The organism is Arthrobacter sp. NPDC093125 (genome assembly GCF_044754225.1).
In the GTDB taxonomy this organism is placed as follows: Bacteria; Actinomycetota; Actinomycetes; order Actinomycetales; family Micrococcaceae; genus Arthrobacter.
This window is the reverse complement of record NZ_JBIVOQ010000006.1, coordinates 203,567-227,829: the sequence shown is the minus strand read 5'-3', so window position 1 is coordinate 227,829 and position 24,263 is coordinate 203,567. Positions and strand designations below refer to the sequence as shown.

General features: G+C 65.8%; 22 protein-coding genes and 2 riboswitches. Of the genes, 13 read left to right on the top strand and 9 right to left on the bottom strand.

The features are described 5' to 3' along the window. Window position 1 precedes the first annotated feature (1 nt). The 4 genes from ACIP9X_RS13915 to ACIP9X_RS13900 all read right to left on the bottom strand — a co-directional run bounded on the left by ACIP9X_RS13915 (window position 2) and on the right by ACIP9X_RS13900 (window position 5,252). Complete coding sequence (locus ACIP9X_RS13915; RefSeq protein ID WP_400480336.1) at window positions 2-715, bottom strand: response regulator transcription factor; 714 nt, start codon at window positions 713-715, stop codon at window positions 2-4. A 140-nt stretch (window positions 716-855) separates the two neighbouring features. Further along, entirely contained in the window at window positions 856-2,502 is a 1,647-nt protein-coding gene (locus tag ACIP9X_RS13910; protein ID WP_400480335.1) for a DNA repair helicase XPB, read from the bottom strand. 13 nt (window positions 2,503-2,515) lie between these two features. Further along, complete coding sequence (locus ACIP9X_RS13905) at window positions 2,516-5,008, bottom strand: helicase-associated domain-containing protein (protein WP_400480334.1); 2,493 nt, start codon at window positions 5,006-5,008, stop codon at window positions 2,516-2,518. A 10-nt stretch (window positions 5,009-5,018) separates the two neighbouring features. Beyond that, window positions 5,019-5,252 carry a hypothetical protein gene (locus ACIP9X_RS13900; RefSeq protein ID WP_400480333.1) on the bottom strand — a complete coding sequence of 78 codons (234 nt, stop codon included), beginning with the start codon at window positions 5,250-5,252 and terminating at the stop codon, window positions 5,019-5,021. A gap of 184 nt (window positions 5,253-5,436) precedes the next feature. Between ACIP9X_RS13900 and ACIP9X_RS13895 the strand changes: the two genes are divergently transcribed. The 3 genes from ACIP9X_RS13895 to ACIP9X_RS13885 are packed head-to-tail and all read left to right on the top strand — an operon-like array spanning window position 5,437 to window position 7,834. Continuing rightward, complete coding sequence (locus tag ACIP9X_RS13895) at window positions 5,437-5,820, top strand: cold-shock protein (RefSeq protein ID WP_400480332.1); 384 nt, start codon at window positions 5,437-5,439, stop codon at window positions 5,818-5,820. Between the two features lie 9 nt (window positions 5,821-5,829). Beyond that, window positions 5,830-6,438, top strand: coding sequence for a DUF3027 domain-containing protein (locus tag ACIP9X_RS13890; protein WP_400480331.1), 609 nt, complete (start codon window positions 5,830-5,832; stop codon window positions 6,436-6,438). 49 nt (window positions 6,439-6,487) lie between these two features. Next, a complete protein-coding gene (locus ACIP9X_RS13885; protein WP_400480330.1) occupies window positions 6,488-7,834 on the top strand; it encodes an MFS transporter in 1,347 nt (448 codons plus the stop codon). A 78-nt stretch (window positions 7,835-7,912) separates the two neighbouring features. On the opposite strand, the gene serC is transcribed toward ACIP9X_RS13885, so the two are convergent. Continuing rightward, window positions 7,913-9,043, bottom strand: a complete 1,131-nt coding sequence (gene serC, locus ACIP9X_RS13880) for a phosphoserine transaminase (RefSeq protein WP_400480329.1) — start codon at window positions 9,041-9,043, stop codon at window positions 7,913-7,915. Window positions 9,044-9,380: 337 nt separating this feature from the next. On the opposite strand from serC, the gene ACIP9X_RS13875 reads away from it, so the two are divergent. The 10 genes from ACIP9X_RS13875 (at window position 9,381) to ACIP9X_RS13830 (ending at window position 20,797) form a co-directional block, all read left to right on the top strand. Next, window positions 9,381-10,076: a metal-dependent transcriptional regulator gene (locus ACIP9X_RS13875; RefSeq protein ID WP_400480328.1), complete on the top strand. Its 696-nt coding sequence runs from the start codon at window positions 9,381-9,383 to the stop codon at window positions 10,074-10,076. A gap of 143 nt (window positions 10,077-10,219) precedes the next feature. Continuing rightward, window positions 10,220-10,464, top strand: a riboswitch (cyclic di-AMP (ydaO/yuaA leader). Window positions 10,465-10,468: 4 nt separating this feature from the next. Then, complete coding sequence (locus ACIP9X_RS13870) at window positions 10,469-11,296, top strand: M23 family metallopeptidase (RefSeq protein ID WP_400480327.1); 828 nt, start codon at window positions 10,469-10,471, stop codon at window positions 11,294-11,296. Window positions 11,297-11,409: 113 nt separating this feature from the next. After that, window positions 11,410-11,603, top strand: a riboswitch (cyclic di-AMP (ydaO/yuaA leader). A gap of 71 nt (window positions 11,604-11,674) precedes the next feature. Beyond that, on the top strand, window positions 11,675-12,355 hold the full coding sequence (locus ACIP9X_RS13865) for a C40 family peptidase (RefSeq protein ID WP_400480326.1): 681 nt from the start codon (window positions 11,675-11,677) through the stop codon (window positions 12,353-12,355). A gap of 99 nt (window positions 12,356-12,454) precedes the next feature. Next, window positions 12,455-13,249 (top strand): NlpC/P60 family protein, encoded by a 795-nt coding sequence (locus ACIP9X_RS13860; RefSeq protein WP_400480325.1) that lies wholly within the window; start codon window positions 12,455-12,457, stop codon window positions 13,247-13,249. A 270-nt stretch (window positions 13,250-13,519) separates the two neighbouring features. Continuing rightward, window positions 13,520-14,020 carry an HNH endonuclease gene (locus tag ACIP9X_RS13855; protein ID WP_400480324.1) on the top strand — a complete coding sequence of 167 codons (501 nt, stop codon included), beginning with the start codon at window positions 13,520-13,522 and terminating at the stop codon, window positions 14,018-14,020. 23 nt (window positions 14,021-14,043) lie between these two features. Beyond that, window positions 14,044-14,766: a molybdenum cofactor guanylyltransferase gene (locus ACIP9X_RS13850; RefSeq protein ID WP_400480323.1), complete on the top strand. Its 723-nt coding sequence runs from the start codon at window positions 14,044-14,046 to the stop codon at window positions 14,764-14,766. Further along, the gene (locus ACIP9X_RS13845) at window positions 14,741-15,106 is read left to right on the top strand and encodes a DUF6457 domain-containing protein (RefSeq protein ID WP_400480322.1); all 366 of its coding nucleotides are present in this window, start codon (window positions 14,741-14,743) and stop codon (window positions 15,104-15,106) included. The genes ACIP9X_RS13850 and ACIP9X_RS13845 overlap by 26 nt, the downstream gene beginning before the upstream one ends. Further along, window positions 15,103-16,584, top strand: a complete 1,482-nt coding sequence (locus ACIP9X_RS13840; RefSeq protein ID WP_400480321.1) for a molybdopterin molybdotransferase MoeA — start codon at window positions 15,103-15,105, stop codon at window positions 16,582-16,584. The genes ACIP9X_RS13845 and ACIP9X_RS13840 overlap by 4 nt, the downstream gene beginning before the upstream one ends. 139 nt (window positions 16,585-16,723) lie before the next feature. After that, on the top strand, window positions 16,724-17,617 hold the full coding sequence (gene fdhD, locus ACIP9X_RS13835; protein ID WP_400480320.1) for a formate dehydrogenase accessory sulfurtransferase FdhD: 894 nt from the start codon (window positions 16,724-16,726) through the stop codon (window positions 17,615-17,617). 153 nt (window positions 17,618-17,770) lie between these two features. Then, window positions 17,771-20,797 carry an alpha-mannosidase gene (locus tag ACIP9X_RS13830; protein ID WP_400480319.1) on the top strand — a complete coding sequence of 1,009 codons (3,027 nt, stop codon included), beginning with the start codon at window positions 17,771-17,773 and terminating at the stop codon, window positions 20,795-20,797. Window positions 20,798-20,886: 89 nt separating this feature from the next. On the opposite strand, the gene ACIP9X_RS13825 is transcribed toward ACIP9X_RS13830, so the two are convergent. The 4 genes from ACIP9X_RS13825 to ACIP9X_RS13810 form a co-directional block, all read right to left on the bottom strand. Then, window positions 20,887-21,723: an amino acid ABC transporter ATP-binding protein gene (locus ACIP9X_RS13825; RefSeq protein WP_400480318.1), complete on the bottom strand. Its 837-nt coding sequence runs from the start codon at window positions 21,721-21,723 to the stop codon at window positions 20,887-20,889. Continuing rightward, window positions 21,710-22,375 (bottom strand): amino acid ABC transporter permease, encoded by a 666-nt coding sequence (locus tag ACIP9X_RS13820; RefSeq protein ID WP_400480317.1) that lies wholly within the window; start codon window positions 22,373-22,375, stop codon window positions 21,710-21,712. Before ACIP9X_RS13820 ends, ACIP9X_RS13825 begins: the two co-directional genes overlap by 14 nt. Beyond that, complete coding sequence (locus ACIP9X_RS13815; protein WP_400480316.1) at window positions 22,376-23,206, bottom strand: amino acid ABC transporter substrate-binding protein; 831 nt, start codon at window positions 23,204-23,206, stop codon at window positions 22,376-22,378. Window positions 23,207-23,453: 247 nt separating this feature from the next. Continuing rightward, on the bottom strand, window positions 23,454-24,239 hold the full coding sequence (locus tag ACIP9X_RS13810) for a hypothetical protein (protein ID WP_400480315.1): 786 nt from the start codon (window positions 24,237-24,239) through the stop codon (window positions 23,454-23,456). Window positions 24,240-24,263: the final 24 nt, after the last annotated feature.

Here is a 24,263-nt window from a genome sequence, read left to right as displayed (position 1 = left end):
GTCAGCGCTTTTCTGCTGTCCGCAGCACGTAGCCTACGCCGCGCTTGGTCTGGATCAGGGCAGGGGCTGCGGGATCGATGTCCACCTTTCGGCGCAGGTAGGAGATGTAGGATTCCACGATCGAGGCGTCGCCGTTGAAGTCGTACTCCCAGACGTGGTCCAGGATCTGCGCCTTGGACAGGACACGGTTCGGGTTAAGCATCAGGTACCGCAGCAGCTTAAATTCGGTGGGGGACAGCTCGATCACGGTCCCGCCGCGGCGTACCTCATGGGCATCGTCGTCGAGTTCGAGGTCGTCAACGCGGATGACGGCTTCGTCGTCGTCCATCATCGGCTGGGTGCGGCGGAGGACCGCCCGGATCCGGGCGACGACTTCGTCGAGGCTGAAGGGCTTTGTGACGTAGTCATCGCCACCCACCGTGAGGCCGGTGACTTTGTCCTCGGTGTCGTCTTTGGCGGTCAGGAACAGGACGGGGAAGTGCTTGCCGGCGGCACGCAGGCGCCGAGTGACGGTGAAGCCATCCATGTCCGGCAGCATGACATCCAGCACGGCGAGGTCCGGCGCGTGGCTCTCTGCAGCGGCCAACGCATCACGCCCGTTGCCTGCAGATACCACCTCAAATCCTGCAAACCGCAGGGAAGTGGACAGCAGTTCGCGGATGTTGGGTTCGTCGTCTACCACGAGGAGCTTCGCTTCGGCACCGTTTTTCTTCATAACTCAATGATGCTCCCGGAGTCTGGGAGTTTTCTGGACGAATCTTGTGTGTTGCCAGCGCTGAGCAGCCTTTCCCCTCGCTGGCAGCACAAGATGGGCACTTCTAGGGTGCGGTGGCGCCGCCGCCGAAAAGCGTGACGCTAGCCCAGGGCGCCGGCGTCCTTGGCGTCCATGATCCGGTAGGCATACCCCTGCTCGGCCAGGAACCGCTGGCGCTTAGCGGCGAAGTCCTGGTCCAGGGTGTCCCGCGCGACGAGCGAGTAGAAGCGGGCCGCGCGCCCGTCCTGCTTGGGACGCAGCAGCCTGCCGAGCCTCTGGGCCTCCTCCTGCCGGGACCCGAAGGAACCGGAAACCTGGATGGCAACGGACGCCTCAGGCAGGTCGATGGAGAAGTTGGCCACCTTGGAGACAACGAGGGTCTGCACCTCGCCGGCCCGGAACGCGTCAAAGAGTTTCTGGCGCTCCTTCACGGAGGTCTCGCCCTTGATGACTGGGGCGTCCAGCCGCTCGCCGAGCTCATCGAGCTGGTCGATGTACTGGCCGATCACCAGTACCTGTTCGCCGCGGTGCTTTTCCACGAGCTGCTCCGCAACCAGGGTCTTGGTTTCGGATGTTGCGCAGAGCCGGTATTTGTCCGCGTCGTCGGCCATGGCATAGGCGACCCGCTCGTCACGGGGCAGGTCGACGCGCACCTCAACACAATCAGCAGGTGCGATATAACCCTGCGCTTCGATGTCCTTCCAGGGAGCGTCGTACCGCTTGGGACCGATCAGGCTGAAAACTTCCCCCTCGCGGCCGTCCTCCCTGACCAGGGTCGCGGTGAGGCCCAGTCTGCGCCGGGCCTGCAGGTCTGCGGTCATGCGGAAGATCGGCGCCGGCAGCAGGTGGACTTCGTCGTAGATGATCAGCCCCCAGTCGTTGCCGTCCACCAGCTCGAGGTGCGGATAGAGGCCGCCGCGCTTGGTGGTGAGCACCTGATAGGTGGCGATGGTGACCGGGCGGACTTCCTTCACGGCCCCGGAGTATTCGCCGATCTCCGCTTCGGTGAGGGAGGTCCGCTTGAGCAGCTCGTCCTTCCACTGCCTCGCCGAAACGGTATTGGTGACGAGGATGAGGGTGGTGGTGGAGCTGGTGGCCATGGCGGCGGCGCCCACCAGGGTCTTGCCTGCGCCGCAGGGGAGCACCACCACACCGCTGCCGCCGGCCCAGAAGTTCTCAGCGGCGTGCTGCTGGTACGGCCGCAGTTTCCAGCCGGACTCATCCAGCATGATCGGGTGCGGGGTGCCGTCGACGTATCCGGCCAGATCCTCGGCCGGCCAGCCGATCTTGAGCAGCAGCTGCTTCAGCTGGCCGCGCTGGGATGAGTGGACCACCACGGTCTCGCCGTCGATGCGCGGCCCCAGCAGCGGCTGGATCTTCTTGGCGCGGCTGACCTCCTCCAGCACCGGATAGTCGTTGGTCCGCATGACGAGGCCGTGCTGCGGATCCTTTTCCAGCCGGAGCCTGCCGTACCGGGACATCGTTTCTTCGATGTCAATGAGCAGCGAATGCGGCACCGGGAAGCGGGAGTACTTCAGCAGTGTGTCCAGCACCTTCTCCGCATCCAGGCCGGCCGCCCGCGCGTTCCACAGGCCAAGGGGAGTCAGCCGGTAGCTGTGCATGTGCTCGGGCGCGCGCTCCAGCTCGGCAAACGCCGCGATGGCGTGCCTGGCCTCGGTGGCCTGCTCGTGGTCGACTTCGAGGAGAATTGTTTTGTCGCTCTGGACAATCAGGGGGCCGTCGTTCACGCGGTGAAAACCTTCACGGATGGATATCCTCTGCTGCTTCAATATCGATGATCCGGTGGATGGACAGCACCCGCTCGGTGTCTTTGGCGGGATCGAAGACCCGGACACGTCCGCCAGTCACCGATACCGGAACAACCGTTTCCAGCTTCGCATTCCCAAGGCTGTCCACCACGTTCATGGTCACCCGCTGTTTGAGCCGGATGGCCTTCCGCAGGGTTTCAAGCCCCAGCTGGGTGGCTTCCTCGGCCCCGTTGAGTCCGGCACCGGTTCGGTGGCCGTTCGTCGCCGCGGCATGGCTCCGGAGCACGGCGAGCTGCGCGGTGATCTCCTCGTCAGGCGGTGCTGTGCGCGGAGCGCTGTAGACCGGTCGTCCGGTGGCGCCGGGAGCCGGTGCCGTCCGGTTTAGGCGTACGACGGCGGAACCCGCCTCTTCGACGGCGGGCGAGAGTCCCAGCCCGCGCAGCACAAGGGCAGTTTGCCGGGGCGGGGCGTGCGAAATCAGCACCGTCGGGGCGATCCTTACCAGGTTGAGTGAGGCTGCCGCGGCTTCACCAGCCAGTTCCGCAAGAGCCGCCTCATCGTCGCTCTGAACGAAGCTGCCGGCCGCGCCCACCCGCAGTTTTCCGTGCCGCTGCGCGGTGTCCTCGATGAGGTACTCCAGCGGCTGCGGGACGGGGGTGGCTGAGTGCCTGCGCAGGAAATTCAGGATCGCGGCGGCGTCCTGCCCGGCGTCGAGGGCCCGCCTAATGGACTGCACGGAGAACCTGTAGATGGTGGCAGGTCCCTGTCCTTCGGCGTCGGCCATCTGCAGCAGCTGCTTGGTGAGCTCGGGAGTCAGATACCCGGGAGCGACGGCCGTAAGGTCCGCCTGGAGCAGGACATGGTTCAGCGCGGCCGGAAGGTGTTCGCCAAGGATGTCCATGGCGTTTTCCGGCTCTTCGGCCGCGATGGCTGCGCCGAGCTGGCTCAGAGCGCCGGAACCGAGCAGGCCGAGCATTTCGGCTTCCGCCAGAACTCCGCGGATGAGGGAGCTGAAGCGGCGGGCCATGCGGGGCTGCGACCATTCGGCGCGTTGCAGTACAGCTTCAGCGTTGAGGACGGGGGCAGTGCCGTCCGGTGCCTCCGCTTCCAGCGTCAGTTCCCGCAGTATCTCCAGGATCCTCTTCCGGACCACCGGGGCGTCGGTCCGCTGCGCCTCTGCGGACAGGGCGTTGACGGTAGTGGCGGCGGCTGCCTTGTGGTTGGGCGGGCCGCCGGGCGCTCCGTTGATTGGCTGGCCCACCAGCGACGGCGCCCGTTCACTTGCGAGCCATGCGGTGACAAGCCACAGCCACTGTTCCTGGCGGGGGAGCCCCAGCCATTCCAGTTCGGGAGCCTGAACCCAGCAGGAGCTGTCCACATCCAGCCGGATCAGCCCGGAAAGGGCGCAGAATTCGAGGAGGATGGCGGCCGTATGCTGGTCCACCCGCAGAGCGTCGGCAAGCCGCCGCATTTCGCGAATGCCCACCCCGCCGCTCCTCAGGGTGGCCAGCGGCTGTTCCCGGACCGCGTGGAGCAGTTCACCCGTGAGCCGCAGTGTTTCGGCAATGGCGCCCAGGGCCGCGTTGCGGCGGAGGGAAGCGGTGGTTGTTCCGAGCGTCGGCCGGGGCGGGGTGAGGGAGAAGTTGTCGATCGCCGCGCCGCCACGAAGGGAAATGCCGACGCTGTGGGGTAACTCCACGTGTGCCGCGTCCAGGGGCACCAACAGTCCCCGGGCAAGCAGCCAGTCCACCGGCCCGACGTCGTGCCCCTCGGTAGTGACGGAAACTTTCCGTTGCGCCTGGGGGACGGCACCCATGGCCCAGTTGCTGAATCTGGCGAGGAGCGCCGTCGTGCGTTCCGGAGCCTTGGCGAGAACCGTACGCAGGGCTTCGGGAGAGGCCGTCCAGTGCTGCAGCGCGAGCGCCGCTTCCATGGGCGTGGTGGCGGGCTGGATTGCGGCGCCGCTGCGGTGGAGTTCTCCGACTATCTGGACGACGCGCTGGGCGAAGGCAGGCTGCAGGCGGACGAGTTCGGTATAGCTGCGCCCGAGCCCGGCGGGATAGATGCCGATGACGTCCTTCAGGCTGCCTACGGGCAGGTAGAAACGCTGCCGGTGGGCGGACGGGCTGGCGGTGTGAGGGGGCTCAGCCCGGTGGACGAGTGCCAGTTCCTGAAGGGACAGCAGGATCCGTTCAACGGCTGGCAGCGTTGAGCCTGCAATGAGTTTTTTGACGCCCGCGGCCGAAGCGCTGTGTCCGGTGTCCGTGTTGGTGCACAGGTGCAGCGTCTCAAGCACCTGCATGTGCGGCCGGTCCAGGCGTTCCAGCGCGCGCTGTACGCTGACCCTTGCGCTGGCCCGGGCGGCCAAGGCAGCGAAGTCAGGGACGCCGGGCGAGATGAGGTCCGGACGCGCAACGAACAAGCCACGCAGCGAATCGTCGCTGCGTGCCTCCAGTTCCTTGCTGAGCGCACGAATAAGGGACATCAGTCCAACGTTACCGCCCCCCGCCGTTTCCTGCCCGGCGTCGTGCTGCCACGCCATCGATCAGCAGCACGAACATCAGGATGAAAGCGAGCGGAAGCCCGTAGAGTGCGGCGGAGGTAATCCAGGGCGGGGCCGCCTGTCCGCCGAAGGCCAGCGCCATGACTGTTCCCACAGCCATCAGGGAAAGCACTGCGAGGACCGCGGCCGCGATCATCAGGGGGCGCCGGAAACGCGTGGTAATCATGCACGTAACGCTAACAGTCCGGCCACCCGAGCGCGCCTCAAAGCAGGAATCCCGAGCCAGTCAGGATAACCTTGAAGGAGCAGATCAACATGGACCAGGCGGTCACACCCTGAACCCGTACATCAGTGCGGATGCGGTGACGGCCGGACATGTCTTAGACAGTCAGAAGAAGAAGGTTGATTACGTGCCTACCGGCAAAGTCAAGTGGTATGACAAGGACAAGGGTTTCGGATTCCTCGCGGGGGAGGACGGACAGGAAGTGTTCCTGCCCAAGTCGGCGCTTCCGGAAGGCGTTAACGACCTGAAAGCCGGCACCCGGGTGGAGTTTGGTGTGGCCGACGGCCGCAAGGGGGCGCAGGCTCTGGGTCTGCGCGTGCTGGACAAGACCCCGTCCATCGCCAAGGCCAAGCGGCCCAACGCCCGCGATCTCGCGCCTCTGGTGCAGGATCTCGTCACTGTCCTGGACAACCTGTCCGGCACGCTGTCCGCCGGCAAGTACCCGGAGGGTCACAAGGGCAAGGCCATCGCCGCTGCCCTGCGTAAGGTTGCCGACGAGCTGGACGCCTAGGCCCTGCCCATGAACCCGGAACCTGAACAGGCCAAACCGCAGGCGGAACCCACACCGTCCAAAAAGCGTACCGGCGTTCCCGTCTGGCGGACCGGTAAACCGGATGCTGTTTTGGCAGCTTCCGTCGGCGTGGCACGCACTGCCATTGAAGGCATTGCCAAGGCGTCCGAGATTGGCGAGCACCTGGCGGCCCGCACCGAAGGCGACCGCCTCGTGACGCACCTGTTCGAATCAAAGCTGCCCGGTTATGGCGGCTGGCAGTGGTATGCGGTGCTCACCCGTAATTCCCGGTCCAAGGTGGTTACGGTGAGCGAGCTGGGCCTGCTGCCCTCCGAGGACTCGATCCTCGCTCCCGAGTGGGTTCCCTGGGCGGAACGTGTCAGGCCTGAGGACGCCCAAAATGAGGACGTGCAGACGGACGACGTTCAGACGGACGCGCCGGAAGAGGCGCACGTAGAGGCCCCTGCCGGAGAGTACGACGGCGGCCCGGCCGCTGAGGGTGCAGTGCCGCCTTCGGAGCCCGCCGGGGAGTCCGACGGCGCCCAGAACGGGAACGTCCAGAACGGGAACACCCACGACGAGGACATCGCTGAGGCGGACAGTCCCGGTCGGGACTGATCACGCCGTTGATGTTCACAGGGATTGAGCAGCGCGAAGGCGGACGATGATGTCCACCTTCCGATCCCTGCACATCCTCAACTACCGCATCTGGTTCATTGGAGCCCTGGTCTCCAACATCGGCACGTGGATGCAGCGGACCGCCCAGGACTGGCTGGTCTTTGACCACCTGACGGCCCACGACGCCGGGGCCATGGGTGTCACCATGGCGCTCCAGCTCGGGCCGCAGCTGTTCCTGGCACCCGTGGCAGGACTGGCCGCCGACCGCTACAACCGCAAGCAGCTGCTGGTCATGACCCAGTCCCTCATGGCGCTGCTGAGCGCCGGCCTCGGAGTCCTCGTGGTGCTCGGGGCTGCCGAGCTGTGGCACGTGTACGTGTTCGCTCTGCTGCTCGGAATGGTCTCGGCGCTGGACGCGCCCGTGCGGCAGACGTTTGTCTCGGAGCTCGTCAGGGACGAACTCCTGCCCAATGCCGTGGCACTCAACAGCGCTTCGTTCAATGTTGCCCGGATGATCGGACCAGCCGTAGCCGGCCTCCTCACAGTAGCGGTGGGGCCCGGATGGGTGTTCCTGATCAACACCCTCACGTTCCTCGCGCTGCTGGCCAGCCTGGCCAAAATCCCGACGACGTCGCTCCGGTCCCTGCCCCGGGCAGCCGGAGGGAAAGGCCGGATCCGCGAGGGCCTTCGCTACGTTCGCTTCCGCCCTGACATCGTGGTGGTCCTGGTGGCCATCTTCATCGTGGGCACGCTGGGACTCAACTTCGTCCTGTTCATAGCGGCGATGGTTGGCACCGAATTCGGCCTGGATGCGAAGGCCTTCGGGCTGATGAACTCCATCATGGCCCTGGGCTCCGTAGCAGGTGCGCTGCTGTCCGCCCGACGCAGCAGGCCGCGGCTCCGCATCATCTTCGGTGCCGCTGCAGGTTTCGGCCTGGCCTCCGGGCTGGCGGCCCTGGCACCCAACTACTTCTGGTTCGGCGCTGCGCTGGTGCCCGTGGGCCTCTTCGCGCTGACCATGCTTACGAGCGCCAACGGCTATGTGCAGGCAACCACGGACGCCGTAATGCGCGGCCGCGTCATGGCCCTCTACATGGCGATCTTCATGGGCGGCACCCCCATCGGTGCGCCCCTGGTCGGCTGGGTGGCCAACGTTGCCGGCCCCCGCTGGGCCATGTCGGTGGCGGCCGGGTCAGGCCTGGTAGCCGCAGCCATCGGCCTGGTGTGGGTCATCCGGGCAAGGATGCTGCGGCTCCGGGTGAGCCGGCCGCCACGGGGGCTGCCGCGGTTCACGGTCGTCTCGAGGGCGGGCGCCGCTCCAGCGGGCGGAACAGCCGGCTTAACAGCGGACGGCGCCGCCCGGGACGCAAGCCCGGACGACGCCGTCGAACGCTGACGCTGTCAGCGTCACCAGCAGCACGGTGACCTCTGATCGCATCACCTGGTCAAACCGGCGCTGGTGAATTTAGGGACCCTACTTTTTCAGCTCGCCCACCACGTAGTCGATGCAGTCCAGCAGTGCGGAGACGTCCGACGGCTCGATGGCAACGAAGGTGGCGATGCGGAGCTGGTTGCGTCCGAGCTTCCGGTAGGGCTCGGTGTCCACGATGCCGTTGGCCCGCAGGATCTTGGCGACGGCGGCGGCGTCAATGGAGTCATCGAAGTCGATCGTGGCGATAACGTTCGAGCGTTCGGCTGCATTCGTGACGAACGGGGTGGCGAATTCCGACGCTTCGGCCCACTTGTAGATGCGGCCCGCGGAGTCGGCGGTACGGCGGGCAGCGAAGTCCAGGCCGCCATTGGCATTGAGCCACTGCACCTGGGCGTCGAGGGTCACAAGGGTGGCCAGTGCCGGTGTGTTGTAGGTCTGGTTCAGCTTGGAGTTGTCGATCGCCGTCTGCAGGTCCAGGAAGTCGGGGATCCAGCGGCCGCTGGCCTTGACCCGGGCGGCCCGATCCAGCGCGGCGGGGGAGAAGAGCCCCAGCCATAGCCCGCCGTCGGAAGCGAAGTTCTTCTGCGGCGCGAAGTAATAGACGTCCGTCTGGGAGACGTCAACATCCAGGCCGCCCGCAGCTGAGGTTGCGTCCACGAGGACGAGCGAACCGGCATCGGCGCCGGCCACCCGCTGGACGGGGGCGGCAACGCCGGTGGAGGTTTCGTTCTGCGGCCACGCGTAGACGTCAACGCCCGCCTCAGCCTGGGGTGCGGGGCATGTTCCCGGTTCAGACTTGATGATGGAGGAGTCGGAAAGGAACGGCGCCTTGTTGGTGGCTGCGGCAAATTTTGAACCGAACTCGCCGAAGGAGAGGTGCTGGGCTTTCTGCTCCACCAGGCCAAAGCTCGCCACATCCCAGAAAGCCGTCGAGCCCCCGACTCCGAGGATCACCTCGTAGCCTTCAGGAGCGCGGAAGAACGTGCTCAGGCCCTCACGTACGGAGCCGACCAGGTTCTTGACAGGAGCCTGGCGGTGGGACGTGCCCAAGAGCGTCGTGGACACGGCGGACAGTGCTTCAACCTGCTCCGGCCTAACCTTGGAGGGTCCGGCGCCGAACCGTCCATCCTTTGGCAGGAGGTTTGCTGGGATAGTGATGCTGGTGTCGCTCACAGTGGCTCCAATTTTCGGCATGGACATGAAGTTCAGCGGGGGGATCGATGACCTGCGGCCAGACTTGGCTGCCCGCGAAGGCCCCTTTTATTCTGCCTGAGACGCTGAAATCCGCGGAAACTCCGCCGTCACAGTCCAGTCATTGAGACGGCCCTGCCGTGAGACAAATTATCTGGAGTAATTCAAAATAGGCTAAGCTTTTAGAGGACGTACGGGCGGAACGCCGGTGTGCGCCGCCGCCGATTTGCGGCCGCGGTGCCGGACGCCGCAACGCCGGACGGTGGGCCCGCGATACGGTGGGACGGACGCAAGTACTGTGCTCGAGGAGCTGAGCTGAATGACGGATCTGATCGATACCACGGAGATGTATCTTCGGACCATTTTGGAGCTTGAAGAAGAGAACATCGTGGCGCTCCGGGCCCGCATCGCCGAACGCCTCCGCCATTCTGGCCCCACTGTTTCACAGACCGTCGGCAGGATGGAGCGCGACGGGCTGGTGGTGGTCTCCGGCGACCGTCACCTGGAGCTGACGGAAACAGGCCGGAAGCGGGCCACGGAGGTCATGCGGAAGCACCGCCTGGCCGAGCGGCTCCTCGCCGACGTGATCGGCCTGGACTGGGCCTATGTCCATGACGAGGCCTGCCGGTGGGAACACGTGATGAGTGAGCGCGTGGAGCGCAGGATCTACGAACTGCTGGACCACCCCACCGAGTCGCCGTATGGAAACCCGATTCCCGGGCTGGCTGCACTTGGCGGCGAGCCGTCACGGGCATTCACCGACGGCGCCATGAATCTGCTCGAAGCAATGGCCCGCTATGCCCCGGACTCCCGGGTCACCGTCAGCAGGCTGGCGGAGCCGATCCAGGTAGAGCCGGAACTGCTGCTGCAGCTGGACGAGGGCGGTATCCGGCCCGGTGCCACAGTCTCCCTGGAGCGCGTCGGCGAGTACATCTCCGTGCGGGTCCCCGGCATCGAGGGTGCCCTTGAACTCCCGCCGGAAGTGGCCGCGCATGTGTTTGTCCAGGTGGGCTGACCGTCATGGTTGACCACGCAGACCAGATGTCCGACATCAGTTGGCAGGACGACCCACGAGTTTTGCACAATGAAGATAACGGAATTATTACTGCAAGCTTTAATCGCCTATAGTTAAACGGCAGCGCCGATACTAAAGCGTTACCTGATCCGGAGCCGAACTCTGCCAGCGGATCAGTAGCTCGAAACACCTTCTGGCAGAGGCGGGGGAACCACAACCGGCCGTTCATGAACGGCCTTGGGGTGAAGTCCGCAGCGGCAAGCCACTTTCCACAGCTGGAATCTCCTGGGATACCCCTGTGCCGAAAAGCTTGCCATGGCGGACCGGGCCAATGATCTCTCTGGCCCGAATCCGACAGCTAACTTCGCAGGCTTTCCAGAGAGGAACAGTTCTTGACCATGCAGAATGCCCGGGGCCGCCGCCGCGCGACGGGCCCCGCAGCGGAGCCGCGCACGCCCGTAGCCGTCGCCGTCGAGCGACCCCGCGACGCGCAGCGCGAAGCGCGCAGGCGCCGCGGCCCCTTCCGTCAGGTCACAGACTTTGCCGCCGCCAGCGGCATGGGCCAGAAAGCCGGTGTAGCGCTGGCCGCCACGGGCCTCCTGCTGACCGTCACGGTCCCCGCCACCAGCCCCGTCATGGCGACGCCGGACCAGGGCAGTGCGCCAGCCAATGCGGCAGCGGCTACCGCCCAGCCTGAGGTTTCAGCCGAGGCAGCAGCCAAGATCGACTTCAGCCGCACCTCCGTAGCGACGGCCGGCGACCCCGAAGGAAAGCTCAAGCAGCTCCTCAGTGCCCAGTCCGCCGGCAGCATCAGCCGCGCGGCCTCAGCCGGCAGCCTCGGCCTCCCGCTGGAGACCATGGTCAAGTCTTCCCCCTTCGGCTACCGCGTGAGCCCGATCACCGGAGGCGCGGGAGAATTCCACCGCGGCCAGGACTTCGCTGCCCAGTGCGGAACGCAGGTGTTTGCTGCCGCGAGCGGCAAGGTCACTTTTGCCGGCTGGCACCCGTACGGAGGCGGCAACAGGGTGGTCATCGACCACGGCAACGGCCTGGAAACCACGTACAACCATTTGTCGTCATCGAGCGTCCGGGTAGGCCAGAAGGTCAGCCGGGGCGAAGCGGTGGCACTTAGCGGGACCACCGGCGCTTCCACTGGCTGCCACCTCCACTTCGAGGTGATGGTCAACGGAGACGTCGTTGATCCCCAAGGCTGGCTCTGAGCAAGCCGATGGAGAACTCTCACATTCTCGTGACACGCCGTGATCTGAATGTGACATTCGCTCCGAACTGCTGTACCGTCTAAACCGCGTCAACTTTTCCGAAGTTGACGCCTTTGAGTGGATTGCCTAACTCTGCCACCGCTCAAGGTCCGTTCGCATTACATCGTCTGGCAGGGGCGGGGGAACCAATTTTGGTCTTCGCAAGAAGGCCTTGGGGTTAAGTCGCAAAGCTTCCCAGGAAGCAGCGCGGCCGGGTGACTCCCATCCGAATCCGACAGCTCACCTCGTAGGCATTGGGAGAGGCTACCTTTCGTGTCTTCACGCCACAATTCTGCGCGCCACCGTGCGCAAACGGTTCGCAAGAACCCGCTCGGCGCCGTGTCCAAGGCAGTAAGCGCCAATGCAGGAACAGTAGGTCGCCAGGCAGCAGTCGTCGCAGCCGCTTCAGGTCTTGTCCTGAGCGTCGGCATGCCGGCCAATGCAGCCGACGCCAATGTTGGTATTTCCGCCTCCGCTGAATCCGGATCCCAGGCTGCGCAGCTTGCTGTGACAGCCGCGCCCACCGCAACGGTCTCGTTCGAACGCCCTGCCGTCACCACCGAGGCAGCTCCGGTCATCGAAACCGTCGCAGTGCAGTCCAGCGACGACACCGCCGCCGCTGCAACTGCAGATGCCGCTACCGAAACCGTCACGGCCAAGGCCGCAACGGTTGACGCAGCAGGATCGGGCGCGACTTCGGGTCTCGCTGGCATTGCCTACACCGGCATCGGCAACCCCTACGTATGGGGCGGCACCACTCCCAGCGGCTGGGACTGCTCTGGATTCACGCAGTGGGTCTACGCGCAGGCAGGCATCAGCATTCCCCGCGTCAACGCGTGGAACGCCATGAAGCCCACTTCGGCTCCCGCTCCCGGCGACCTGGTCATGCAGAACGGCGGTGCCCACGTTGGCATCTACGTAGGTAACGGCATGATGATCAGCGCGCTGAACCCCTCGCAGGGCACCCTCCTGCACGCAGTGTCCGCCACGGGCACGGCTTCGTATTACACCCTTCGCTAAGAACCCCATTCGAGACGATCCGGCGTACCCCCAAGATGCCGGCGCGTCGCTAAACCGCGGCCTGCTACAGCGGGCAGCGGACCACGAAAGAGAGAAATCATGACTACACGTGCGACCAGTGCACGCCACCGCGCCGAGGTTACTAAGACCAACTCGCTGACCGTCATTGCCAAAGCTGTCGGCGACAACGCCGGTGGTGTAGGCCGCCAGGCTGCAGTTATCGCTGCTGCTTCCGGACTCGTTCTGACCAGCGGCATTGCCGCCAACGCTGCGGAGACCAACGTTCAGCGTGACTCCGCTTCCGCGTCCACCCTCGAAGTGCAGTCGCTTGCTTCGGCTCCGATCTCCGCTGCATCCAGCATCGCCATCTCCTACGAGAAGCCTGCTGTAACCACCGAGGCTGCCCCCGTCGTCGAGGCGCCCAAGCCCGTCGTCAAGGTTCAGGAAGCCGCCCCTGTTGAAGAGGCCGCGGCCCCGGTCGAAGCTGCCCCCGCAGTTCAGACCGCCTCCGTGAAGACCGCTGTAACCACCGAGGCTGCTCCGGCCAAGCCGGCTGCCAGCAGCGGCATGGGTGCTTCGATCGCAGCTGCTGCCTACGCCCAGCTTGGCGTTGCGCAGGACTGCACCCGACTGGCCACCAACTCCCTGGCCGCCGTCGGCATCAACTACCACGGCTGGCCGGCAGGCTACCTCTCCCTCGGCCGCACCGTCAGCGCTGCTGAGGCCAAGCCGGGCGACCTCGCCTACTACCAGAACGGCGGCATGGGCCTGGCCCACATCGCTGTTTACGTCGGCAACGGCCAGGCCGTCCACGGTGGCTGGAACGGTGGAACCACCGCTCTGTTCAGCGTGAACGTCGGCTCCGGCCCGGTCTTCATCCGCGTTGGCGGCTAAGACACACCGCTCTAAAGCTGAAAAGGACCCCTGCCGTTCGGCAGGGGTCCTTTTGCCTGCCCGGCATCCTACTGGCAGTGCCGTAAATGGCCTACTGGCGGTGCCCTAAATCACGCGGTTTATCCCCGGACACGCACCCTCCAATATTTGCCCGATTCGTCGATCTGGGCTAGGAGTGTTTACTCTTATGGTGTCGATCCATAGCCCGGACATGCAGAGGGCAGCCGGCCCTCGCGCCTCTGCCGGGTGCGGCCGTGAAGAGGTATGCGCATGCGCACGCTCGTTCTCAATGCTGGATATGAACCGCTGGCGGTTGTAAGTTTCCGCCGGGCGCTGGTCCTTGTGCTCACCGGAAAAGCCAGCGTGGTAGCCGAAGGTGACGATCCCGTCGTGGGGCCGCAGGACATCATGGGCCGCCCGTCCGTGATCCTCCTGAACCGGTATATCCGGCCGCGGTACACCATGGTCACCGCCGTGAGCCGGCGCGGGGTGCTGCGCCGGGACGGGCACCGGTGCGCTTACTGCGGAAAAGCAGCCCACACCATAGACCACGTCCAGCCAAAGTCGCGGGGCGGTGCAGACTCGTGGGAGAACCTCGTCGCTGCCTGCCTCCGGTGCAACAACGTCAAGGGTGATCACACGCCTGCAGAAATGGGTTGGAAACTGCGCTTCGTCCCCGCGCCGCCTGTTGGAACTGTCTGGCAGATCAAAGAACTGGAGAAGCCCACGCCGGCGTGGGATCCGTTCCTGCTTCCGGAGACCGCCGCATAACCCTCCGGCAGTAGGCTGGGGATGTGGACTTCGACACATTAATCCTGGCCGGGGGCCGCTCATCGCGGCTCGGCGGCTCACCCAAGTCTGAGCTGGTGTACGACGGCGGGACGCTCCTGGAGCGGACGATCCATGCGGCGCGCGGTGCCCGCCATATTGTTGTCGTCGGTCCCGTACCGGAGGGCCTCCCGGCCGGCGTGCACAGCTGCCGGGAAGACCCACCGTTCGCCGGGCCTGCTGCTGCGATCGCGGCCGGTCTCGCTGAGCTCGATACCCTGCGCCGGCCAAGGCCTGGTGAAGCAGCAGCCAGTGCAGGAGCGGCCCCCTTTACCCTCGTTCTGGCCTGTGACATGCCCCATGCGGACGTGGCCGTGCCTGTGCTGCACGAAGCACTCGTTTCCACGGGCGTCGAGAATACGGGGGCCGCACTCCGAGTTTTCGACGGCGTCATGGCAGTCTCCCCTGAGGGGCGGCGCCAGCCGCTGGCGGGTTTTTACCGCACCGCTGCGCTCCAGGCTGCCGTGGATGACGCCGCGGCGCGGAACCAGCTGAACCATGGGTCAGTTTTCGCGCTGCTTGCTAGGCTTGACGCAATGGCTGTCACCGTACCCGCCGGCTCTACAGACGATGTGGATACCTGGGACGATGCTGCCGCATTGGGAGTGGACGCGGGCGCGAACCGGGCTGAAGGTCCGGCCGCAGTTAAATTTGGAGGCAGGCATGAAAAGCCAGGACGAAACGCTTGAAGAGTGGTGCCGGCTGCTGCTTCGGGCCTTCGAGCTCGAAGACCTGCAGGTGGATGTCAACGAGGTCCTGTCCCTCGCCGGGGTTGCTGCACACTCTGTTGTGAGGCCCGCAGCGCCGCTGACCACGTTCATCGCGGGTTTTGCCGCCGGCCTCGCATCCGGTTCAGGCCAGGCGTCGGACGCGACCTCAATGAAATCCGCACTGGACGTGGCGCGTACCGTCTCGAAGGCGTACTCGGCTGACGCGGCAGGGGAGGACTCAGCCCTTCCTGCCGCAGGTACCTCCGCCGGCTCCCCGTCTCCCACCGGGACCTCGCCCACCGGGACGCCCGGGGAATGACAGCGCCCGCCGGACATCCCGCCGACGAAACCGCACACCCAGACAAAACCTCCACCGAGGAAGCCGCCCCGGCAACACCGTCCGGTGACGACGCCGTCCCAGCGACACCCTCCGGCGATGACGCCGTCCACGTGGCACATTCCTGGGACGAAGCCCGGCAGGCCGCTTTTGACTGTGCCGCCCCGATTCCTGCCGCCCCGGTACCACTGCGCGAAGCCCTGGGCAGGACCGTGGCCGAGGACATCACCGCTCTGCAGGACATGCCCCACTACGCCTCCTCCGCCATGGATGGCTGGGCCGTCAACGGCAGCGGCCCCTGGATCATCGCGGAGCCCGGGCAGCGGCTGGCTCCGCATCAGGCAAGTGTCATTGTGACGGGCGGCCTTCTTCCTCCCGGAGCCAAGGCTGTGCTGCGCAGCGAGAACGGCGTCATGGCCACTGATGATGAGGGCCTGCCGGTGCTCGCCCTCGGCGGCTCAGCCCGTCCCGGCGAACCGCGCAACGGCCAGCACATCCGCAAGGCAGCGGAAGAGGCAGAGGCCGGTGAGGTGCTGGTCAAAGCCGGCACCGTGCTGAATCCTGCGCATGTGGCCCTTGCTGCCCTCGCCGGCTACGACACCGTCCAGGTCCTGGGCAAGCCGGTGGTGAAGCTGCTGCTCACCGGGTCCGAAGTGGTGGAACACGGCCTGCCGGAACCGGGAAAGGTGCGCGACACCTTCGGCCCGCAGCTGGCCGGCGTGGTGGAGATGATGGGCGGAATCTCGACGTCGCGGGTCAGGATCGGCGACAGCTACAGCGAGTGGCTGGAAGCGCTGGAGGATGAGGGTCCTGCGGTGGATCCGGATGCTCCGCTGGGGGAGCCGGCGGCCGCGGCGCTGCCGCCCGACGTCGTGATCACCACCGGCGGCACGGGGCTGTCCCGCACAGACCACTTCAGGCGGGCCGTGGCCGACCTCGGCGGGCGGCTCGTGATCGACAGCGTGGCGATGCGTCCCGGGCACCCGGTTGTCCTCGCCGAACTTCCGGACGGGCGCTTCGTGCTGGGACTGCCGGGCAATCCGCTTGCCGCCATGATGGCCTTGTTTACCGTCGGCGCCCCGCTGCTCGCCGCACTGGGCCACGGGACTTTGCCGCCGGTGGAGGAGGTGCCGTGCGGAACCATGATCGATCCGGATCCCGGCAGGACACGGCTGATGCCCTTCCGGCTCCTTTACGGCATGGCCTCTCCCGCCCAGCACGCCGGCCCCGGCATGATGCGGGGCCTTGCCTCCGCCGATGGTGTGATGGTGGTTCCGCCGCATGGCGTGCAGCTCGGTGAAGGAGTCCCGGCTTTTGCCCTGCCATGGGGGCCCCCGATTCCCAAGCCCAAGCCGGCCGACTCCAAGACGAAAGCGGCGCAGCGGAAGGCCGGCAGCCGGACCGCCGCCAAGGCGGACGCGAAAAGTGGCCCGGTGGACTGGAGCGCCCTGCTGGACTGAAACAGCGCACCGGAAGCCGCAGGGCCTTTCGTGGCCGGGGACAGTGGTGCGACAGTTCCGTGGTCCGCACGTCCTTGGTGTGCGGGCGCTTCGCTTGCAATGATGGAGGCATGAACAGGCTGGAACCCGGGGTGACCCCATGGGACGCGTGACGCAACGACGCAAGATTCACAGGTACGTCCTGGACGGCTCCCCGTCCGCCCTTGAGTTCCCGGTCCGGCACCGTGAAGACGTGCTCGCCGTGGAGGAACCGCTGGAGATCCGGCTGGGCAACCTTTCCTTCTCGGTCACCATGCGCACCCCGGGCGACGACTTCGATTTGGTGGCGGGCTTCCTGGTTTCTGAAGGCGTCATCTGGAACTCCGACCAGCTGATTTCGCTGCGGTTCTGCGCGGGGGAGGATGAAAACGGCGTCCAGACCTTCAACGTGGTGGAGGCCCAGCTCAGGCCGGATGTGGCCCTTCCGGACACCGGCCGCCATGTCTACACGTCCAGTTCCTGTGGCATCTGCGGCACCGACTCCATAGAGGCCGTGCGGAAGTCTTCCCATTTCAGCCCGGCCGAGGACACGCTGACCGTCCCGGTGGGCACGCTCGCTTCCCTGCCCGACCTGCTCAGGGAAGCACAGGCAGTCTTTGAGACCACCGGCGGCGTGCACGCTGCCGGGCTTTTCAGGATTGACGACGACGGCGGCGCCCGGCTGCTCTGCCTCCGCGAGGATGTGGGACGCCATAACGCAGTGGACAAGGTGGTGGGCTGGGCACTGCGCGAGCAGCTGCTGCCGCTCTCCGGCACCGTACTTCAGGTGTCCGGCCGCGCCTCCTTCGAACTGGTGCAGAAGGCTGCCCTCGCGGGCATTCCGGTGCTCGCCGCGGTCAGCGCTCCTTCCAGCCTCGCCGTGGAACTGGCAGAGTCCAGCGGCGTCACGCTGGTCGGCTTCAGCCGGGGGAGCAGCCTCAACGCCTACACCGGCAGGGAGCGCATTTCCCTGCCGGCAACGCAGCCCCTGCAGGAGCCGCAGACCCTTGGCTAATGCCGCGCAACGCAGTAGATTTTATCCATCGAATGGACACCTTGCTCCGCTCTTTTCCGGCAGTGAACCCTGCCGGAACATCAGCTGCGGAACGCACGGGCCGGCACAACAGCCGGCCCGGCGGCCCAGCCCCACGCATTGAAGAGGCCTACATTGCACGACAACCGCCGGATCACGGAAGTCCGTCTCGACCGATTCCTGCGGGAACGCATCGTGCCCGCCGTCTACTCACGCAGCGTTCCGCTGGCCCTGAGCAGCTGGGAAGTGCCCGGCGAGCCTGTCCCCGTTACGCAGGCCCTGCTCCAGGACTTCGTGCCGCAGGAACACGGCGCCGCCTGGGGCCGCCCCTGGGGCACCCTGTGGCTGCGCCTCCAGGGTGAAGTTCCGGATTCCTGGGGCACCGCCCCGGACACTGAGGTGGAAATGGTGGTGGACCTGGGGTTCACCACCGAGATTCCCGGCTTCCAGTGCGAAGGAACGGCGTGGCGCCCGGATGGCAGCATCATCAAGGCGATTTCTCCCCGGAACCAGTACATTCCGCTCAAGCTCCTGGGCAGCGGGATGGCCGTGGACTTTTATGTTGAGGCCGCAGCCAACCCTGACGTCGCCCAGGGCTGGACCTTCGCCGCCACGCCCTACGGGGATAAAGCGACTGCGGGCGACCAGCCGCAATACCGCCTCGGCAGTATCGCCATCGCCGAACTCAACAGGGCGGTCTGGGAGCTGCAGCAGGACGTCTTGACTCTGCGGGGGCTGATGCATGAGCTGCCGATGGAGTTGCCCCGCCGCCACGAAATCCTCCGTGCCCTGGAGCGGATGCTGGACGTCATGGATCCAGACGACGTGCCCGGCACGGCAGCGGCAGGCAGGGCCGAGCTCGCCGGTGTCCTGGCCAGGCCGGCTTACGCTTCTGCCCATCAGCTCCTTGCCACCGGCCATGCCCACATTGACTCCGCCTGGCTGTGGCCCGTCAGGGAGACCATGCGGAAGTGCGCGCGGACCTTCTCCAACGTCGTCGCCCTCATGGACGAGGATCCGGACTTTGTGTTCTCCTGTTCCTCCGCCCAGCAGATGGCTTGGATCAAGGAGTTCTACCCGGAGCTGTTCGGCCGCATCCGCGAGAAGGTCAAATCCGGACAGTTCGTTCCCGTCGGCGGGATGTGGGTGGAGTCGGACACGAACATGCCCGGCGGCGAAGCCATGGCCCGGCAGTTCCTCGAGGGCAAGAGCTTCTTCCTCGAGGAGTTCGGAATCGACTGCCAGGAAGCATGGCTTCCCGACTCGTTCGGCTACTCGGCTGCACTGCCCCAGATCGTCAAGTCCGCCGGCAGCCGGTGGTTCCTCACCCAGAAGATCTCCTGGAACCAGATCAACCGGATGCCGCACCACACCTTCAACTGGGAAGGCATCGATGGGACGCGGCTCTTCACCCATTTCCCGCCCGTGGACACCTACAATTCTGAACTGAGCGGCCGGGAGCTCGCCCACGCGGAGCGCAATTACCGCGACCACGGGCACGGCACCGTATCGCTGATCCCCTTCGGCTACGGAGACGGCGGCGGCGGACCCACCCGGGAGATGCTGGCAGCAGCCCACCGCGCCGCCGACCTTGAGGGTTCACCCAAGGTCCGGATCGGGTCGGCGCGCAGCTTCTTCGAGCAGGCCGAGGCCGAGTACACAGCACTGCCCGTCTGGGTGGGCGAGATGTATCTCGAACTCCACCGCGGCACCTACACGAGCCAGGCCCGCACCAAGCAGGGGAACAGGCGCAGCGAGCACCTGCTGCGCGAAGCCGAGCTGTGGTGCGCCACGGCCGCCGTCAGGACAGGAGGCGCCTTCACCTATCCTGCAGCCGAACTGAAGCGGCTCTGGCAGCTGGTGCTTCTGCAGCAGTTCCACGATATCCTGCCCGGCAGTTCCATCGCCTGGGTCCATCAGGACGCCGAACGGAACTACGCCGCCGTGGCCCGGGGGCTCGAGGATCTCATTGCGCAGGCTGCCGCCGCGGTACTGGGGGAGGGGACCACGGAGTTCCTGCTCAATGCCGGACCCCACCAGCGCGACGGGGTCCCGGCGCTCGCGGCTGCCCCGGCCGTGCGCCCGGAAGCAGCCGTGCAGGCGGAACCGCGGGACGGCGGATTCCTGCTGGACAACGGAATCATCAGTGCCGTGCTGGACTCCAACGGACTGCTGACCTCGCTGCGGGACCACGCCAGCGGACGGGAAGCGATAGCACCGGGGCAGTTCGGCAACCACCTGGAACTGCACCGCGACACCCCGAACGAATGGGACGCTTGGGACATCGACGAGTTCTACCGGCGGAACGTCACCTCGCTGACCGAAGCAGCGTCCGTGGCGCTCGTGCGGCACGGTGCGGACGCCGTCGTCGTGGTTGAACGGCTGGCGGGCAACTCCCGCATTACCCAGCGCATCACGCTGGCAGCGGGCAGCACGTCACTGGTGATCTCTACTGAAGTCGACTGGCAGGAACGGGAGAAACTGCTCAAGTTGGGCTTCCCGCTGGACCTCAGGGCGGACCGTTCAGCAGCAGAGACGCAGTTCGGCCATGTTTTCCGGCCAACCCACGTGAACACATCCTGGGAGGCAGCGAAGTTCGAGATCTGCGCCCACCGCTGGATCCATGTGGCCGAACCCGGCTATGGCGTTGCCATCGCAAATGCCTCCACTTACGGGCATGACGTTTCCCGGACCATCAGGGACGACGGCGGCACCACCACCACCGTGCGGCTGTCACTGCTGCGGGCGGCCAAGTTCCCCGATCCGCAGGCAGACCGGGGCCGCCACGTGCTCGATATCCGGATCCGGCCCGGCGCCGGCATTGGGGAGGCTGTCGAGGAAGGCTACCGTGCCAACCTTGCGCCGCGCACGGTAAAGGGAGGTCACGCGGTGGAGCCGCTGATTTCCGTGGACAACGCAGCGCTCGTGGTTGAAGCGGTGAAGCTTGCTGAGGACGGGTCCGGAGACGTCATCGTCCGGCTCTACGAGTCCCTGGGTGAGCGCTCGTCCGGGCGGCTGACGGCCAACTTCCCAATCCGCAAGGTCCAGGCTGTGGACTTGCTGGAGCGGACGGCCGAAGCACCCGGTGTGGTGGCCGGAGCGGATGCCGCGGATCTCACGCTGCGGCCCTTCCAGCTCGTCACGCTCAGGTTTGTCCGCTGACGGTTTGCAGGCCCAGCTAGCAGGCCGGCGCAGCATCTGACGGCAGCTGACGGAAGCTGCCGCGCCGGTCCGGTCAGGACCGGTGCCTGTCAGAATTCATGGAGCAGCCTCTTGATGAACTGGCGGGTGCGCTCCTGGCGCGGGGCCCGCAGGACCTCTGCTGCGGGCCCGCGTTCCACCACCACGCCGCCGTCCATGAAGATGACCTCATCGGCCACCTGCCGGGCGAAGGCGAGTTCGTGGGTGACGATCACCATGGTCCAGCCCTCTTCGGCCAGTTCCTGGATGACCCCCAGCACATCGCCCACCAGTTCGGGGTCCAGTGCGGACGTGGGCTCGTCGAACAGCAGCAGCTGAGGCTTCAAGGCGAGAGCGCGCACAATTCCCACGCGCTGCTGTTGCCCGCCGGAGAGCTCGAAAGGATAGGAATCGCGCTTGTCGGCCAGGCCCACACGGGCGAGCAGCTTCTCCGCCTCGGCAACTGCTTCGGCCCGCTTGCGCTTCTGCACCTGGACTGGGCCTTCGATGACATTCTGCAGGACGGTCATGTGCGGAAACAGGTTGTAGTGCTGGAAAACCATGGCGCTGCGGTCACGCAGCTCCGCGATGTCCCTCCGGGTCACCCGTGCCGAGAAATCGAGCGACAGGTCCTTGCCGGCTGCGGTGTCTGCAAAGGTGACGGTGCCGGCGTCGGGTTTTTCCAGTCCGTTCAGGGAACGGAGCACAGTGGTCTTGCCCGAACCGGAGGGACCGATGAGTGCCACCACATTGCCGCGGCGCACGTCCAGGTCGATGTCGCGGAGCACCACGTTGCTGCCGAATGCCTTCGCCAGGTTGCGGACACTCAGCACCGGCTTCGCATGGGGCTTGCCCGTGGAGGGCGGCTGGCCTGGGGAAGCGCCCGCGGGCGGGCTAATGGGCGACATAGCGGTCCAATCTCTTTTCGAGGGCGGATTGTCCCGAGGACAGTGCCAGGCAAATGACCCAGTAGACGAGTGCCGCCTCCAGGTACAGCACCATGAACTCCTGGCTGAAGGCGGCGATCTGCTGGGCGTTCCGGAAGAGTTCGGTGACCAGGATCAGCGAGGCAAGGGACGTGTCCTTGACCAGCGAGATGAATGTGTTGGACAGCGGCGGCACGGAGACCCTTGCCGCCTGCGGCAGGATGATGCGGCGCAGGGACTGGCCCCGGGACATGCCGATGGTGTGCCCGGCCTCCCACTGCCCCTTGGGCACCGAGAGGATGGCCGCCCGGATGATTTCCGCTGCGTAGCCTCCCACGTTGAGGGAAAATGCGATGATGGCACTGGGCCAGGGGTCAAGCTTCACGCCGATCGTGGGCAGGCCGTAGAAGATCACGAACAGCTGCACCAGCAGCGGGGTTCCCCGGATGACGGAGACGTAGAACCGCGCCGCCCCTGACAGCACGCCGTTCCGGCTTAGCCGCATGAGCGCCACCACCAGTGCCAGGGCCAGGCCGAGGGCGAAGGAAGCCAGGGTCAGCGGGATCGTGCCCGTGACAGCACCGGAAATGAGAGGGCCGAAGGAACTCCAGACGAGGTCCCAGTTCAACGGCATCTACTTGGTGACGTCCGCGCCGAAATACTTCTCCGAGATCTTGGCCAGGGTGCCGTCGGCGCTCAGGTCGGCGAGTGCTTTGTCCACGGCGGCGGCGAGTTCCGTGGAACCCTTCCGGAAGACGAAGGCGCTCTCCGACTTCTCGGTGGTCTCAGCCGCAATCTTCAGTCCGGAGTCCGGATTGGTCTTTGCGTAGTCAAGGTAGGTGAGTTTGTCGTTGACGATGGCATCCACCCGGCCCTGCCGGACCAGTGCCACGCCCTGTGCCCAGCCTTCAACGGACTGCACGTTCGCACCGGCGTCCACGGCCATCTTGTAGAAGTTGCTGGTCAGTGACTGGGCGGTGGTCTTGCCCTTGAGGCTCTCGAAGCTGGTAATGCTGGAGTCGTCCGCCTTGGTCACGATCACGCCCGTTGAAACCGTGTAGGGGGTGGAGAAGTCATACTTGGCCTTGCGCTCGGCGTTGATGGAGATCTGGTTGGCGATGGTGTCGAAGCGCTTGGCGTCAAGGCCGGCGAAGATGCCATCGAACTGGGTCTCCTCGAACCGGGCCTTCACGCCCAGCTTCTCCGCGACAGCCTTGGCGATCTCCACGTCGAACCCCGTGAGGTCACCCGCACCCTCAGCATGGAAGCTGAACGGCTTGTAGGTGCCTTCTGTGGCGATGACGATCTCACCTTTGGACTTCACGTCACTGAGGGACGTGTCCGACCCGCCGGCGGCCGGAGTCTGTGAACCCCCGCCGGTGCCGCCGCCGCAGCCGGACAGTGCCAGGGCCAGGCCCGCGACGGTGGCGGCGATTGCACTGCGGCGTGTGGGAAAGCGGTTCATGGCGGTTCCTTTTGTCGGCTGGCGGCGGGCTTTGCAAAAGTCCCTTTATTTCGCCATCATACGGGGGAGCGAACCAGCCCTTAAACAGGCTGAGTGGGGGCGGTCCCCAACGGCCGCCACCACTCATCCCCCCAATGTATGCTCCGGCATGCGCCACGGTCCTCCGTTTGCGGAGTGCCAGGCAGCAGCTGCTTTCACACATTCATGATTCTTTCATGCTCTAATGATTTTGTGAATCCCTTGGATGCTACCGGTCGGTATATGACGTGCCGGGTCTTTTCCGGGGTCCCCTTCTCTGCTGCTTTCCCGGCCGCCTTCCCGATGGACGGAGCCCTGGCGCCCGCACCCGTGCCAGCCAAACCGTTGCCAGTCCAAGAATGAAGAAAACCACGGCCGCGTTATTAACGGCCGAGCGGAGAAGATCGAGGGAAGGGCCGATGAACTCAAGCAGAAACCCGGTGGCCGTAGCCACTGCACCGGCCGCCATGAGTGCCGCGCCGGTGCGGACGAGGCCCGGCAGGCTGCTGGTGACTGCCCGGACCAAACCGGGGAGCAGGGCGAGGGCGAGGTACGCCGGGTATCCCCTGGCAGCGGCCCAGTAAAAGGGAAGCAGTGCGGCGTTCCGGGCGCTCCTGTCGCCGACGTCGGCAAGGCCAAGCGAGGACGGGGCGGGGTCCATCATGGCGAAGATGCCCACGAGGGCAGCCACGAAAATGCCCAGCACGGTGAGTCCGGCCGGGCCCGCGATGAGGCGGTGGGCTTCGGCCGCGCCAAAAGCCTTGCTCACCCGCAAGGCGATGAGGTGGATCGTAGCGAAAATGATCAGCCGCAGGAGGACATTGGCTATGTTCGTTCCGCCCCCTGCGCGGTCGGCGGGCAGGTAGAACTGTTCCATGCTCAGGATGGCCGCCGCTGTGGCCAGCAGGAAAATCAGGAAAAGCGAGCGGTTCCTGCCCCGCAGGGCGCTCGGAATTCGGGCCAGGGCGGCGGCCGCACACACGATCAGGGTGGTCCATTGCAGGATCTCGATCATGGGCGGCTCTTCCGGATGGTTGGT

Excerpts from the sequence above, each read along its gene's own strand:
- ACIP9X_RS13875 (WP_400480328.1), top strand. The coding sequence starts at position 9,381 with ATGACGGATCTGATCGATACCACGGAGATGTATCTTCGGACCATTTTG.
- ACIP9X_RS13840 (WP_400480321.1), top strand. The coding sequence starts at position 15,103 with ATGACAGCGCCCGCCGGACATCCCGCCGACGAAACCGCACACCCAGAC.
- ACIP9X_RS13915 (WP_400480336.1), bottom strand. The coding sequence starts at position 715 with ATGAAGAAAAACGGTGCCGAAGCGAAGCTCCTCGTGGTAGACGACGAA.
- ACIP9X_RS13890 (WP_400480331.1), top strand. The coding sequence starts at position 5,830 with ATGAACCCGGAACCTGAACAGGCCAAACCGCAGGCGGAACCCACACCG.
- ACIP9X_RS13855 (WP_400480324.1), top strand. The coding sequence starts at position 13,520 with ATGCGCACGCTCGTTCTCAATGCTGGATATGAACCGCTGGCGGTTGTA.
- ACIP9X_RS13885 (WP_400480330.1), top strand. The coding sequence starts at position 6,488 with ATGTCCACCTTCCGATCCCTGCACATCCTCAACTACCGCATCTGGTTC.
- ACIP9X_RS13905 (WP_400480334.1), bottom strand. The coding sequence starts at position 5,008 with ATGTCCCTTATTCGTGCGCTCAGCAAGGAACTGGAGGCACGCAGCGAC.
- ACIP9X_RS13820 (WP_400480317.1), bottom strand. The coding sequence starts at position 22,375 with ATGCCGTTGAACTGGGACCTCGTCTGGAGTTCCTTCGGCCCTCTCATT.
- ACIP9X_RS13810 (WP_400480315.1), bottom strand. The coding sequence starts at position 24,239 with ATGATCGAGATCCTGCAATGGACCACCCTGATCGTGTGTGCGGCCGCC.
- ACIP9X_RS13825 (WP_400480318.1), bottom strand. The coding sequence starts at position 21,723 with ATGTCGCCCATTAGCCCGCCCGCGGGCGCTTCCCCAGGCCAGCCGCCC.
- ACIP9X_RS13815 (WP_400480316.1), bottom strand. The coding sequence starts at position 23,206 with ATGAACCGCTTTCCCACACGCCGCAGTGCAATCGCCGCCACCGTCGCG.
- ACIP9X_RS13845 (WP_400480322.1), top strand. The coding sequence starts at position 14,741 with ATGAAAAGCCAGGACGAAACGCTTGAAGAGTGGTGCCGGCTGCTGCTT.
- fdhD (WP_400480320.1), top strand. The coding sequence starts at position 16,724 with ATGGGACGCGTGACGCAACGACGCAAGATTCACAGGTACGTCCTGGAC.
- ACIP9X_RS13900 (WP_400480333.1), bottom strand. The coding sequence starts at position 5,252 with ATGATTACCACGCGTTTCCGGCGCCCCCTGATGATCGCGGCCGCGGTC.
- ACIP9X_RS13860 (WP_400480325.1), top strand. The coding sequence starts at position 12,455 with ATGACTACACGTGCGACCAGTGCACGCCACCGCGCCGAGGTTACTAAG.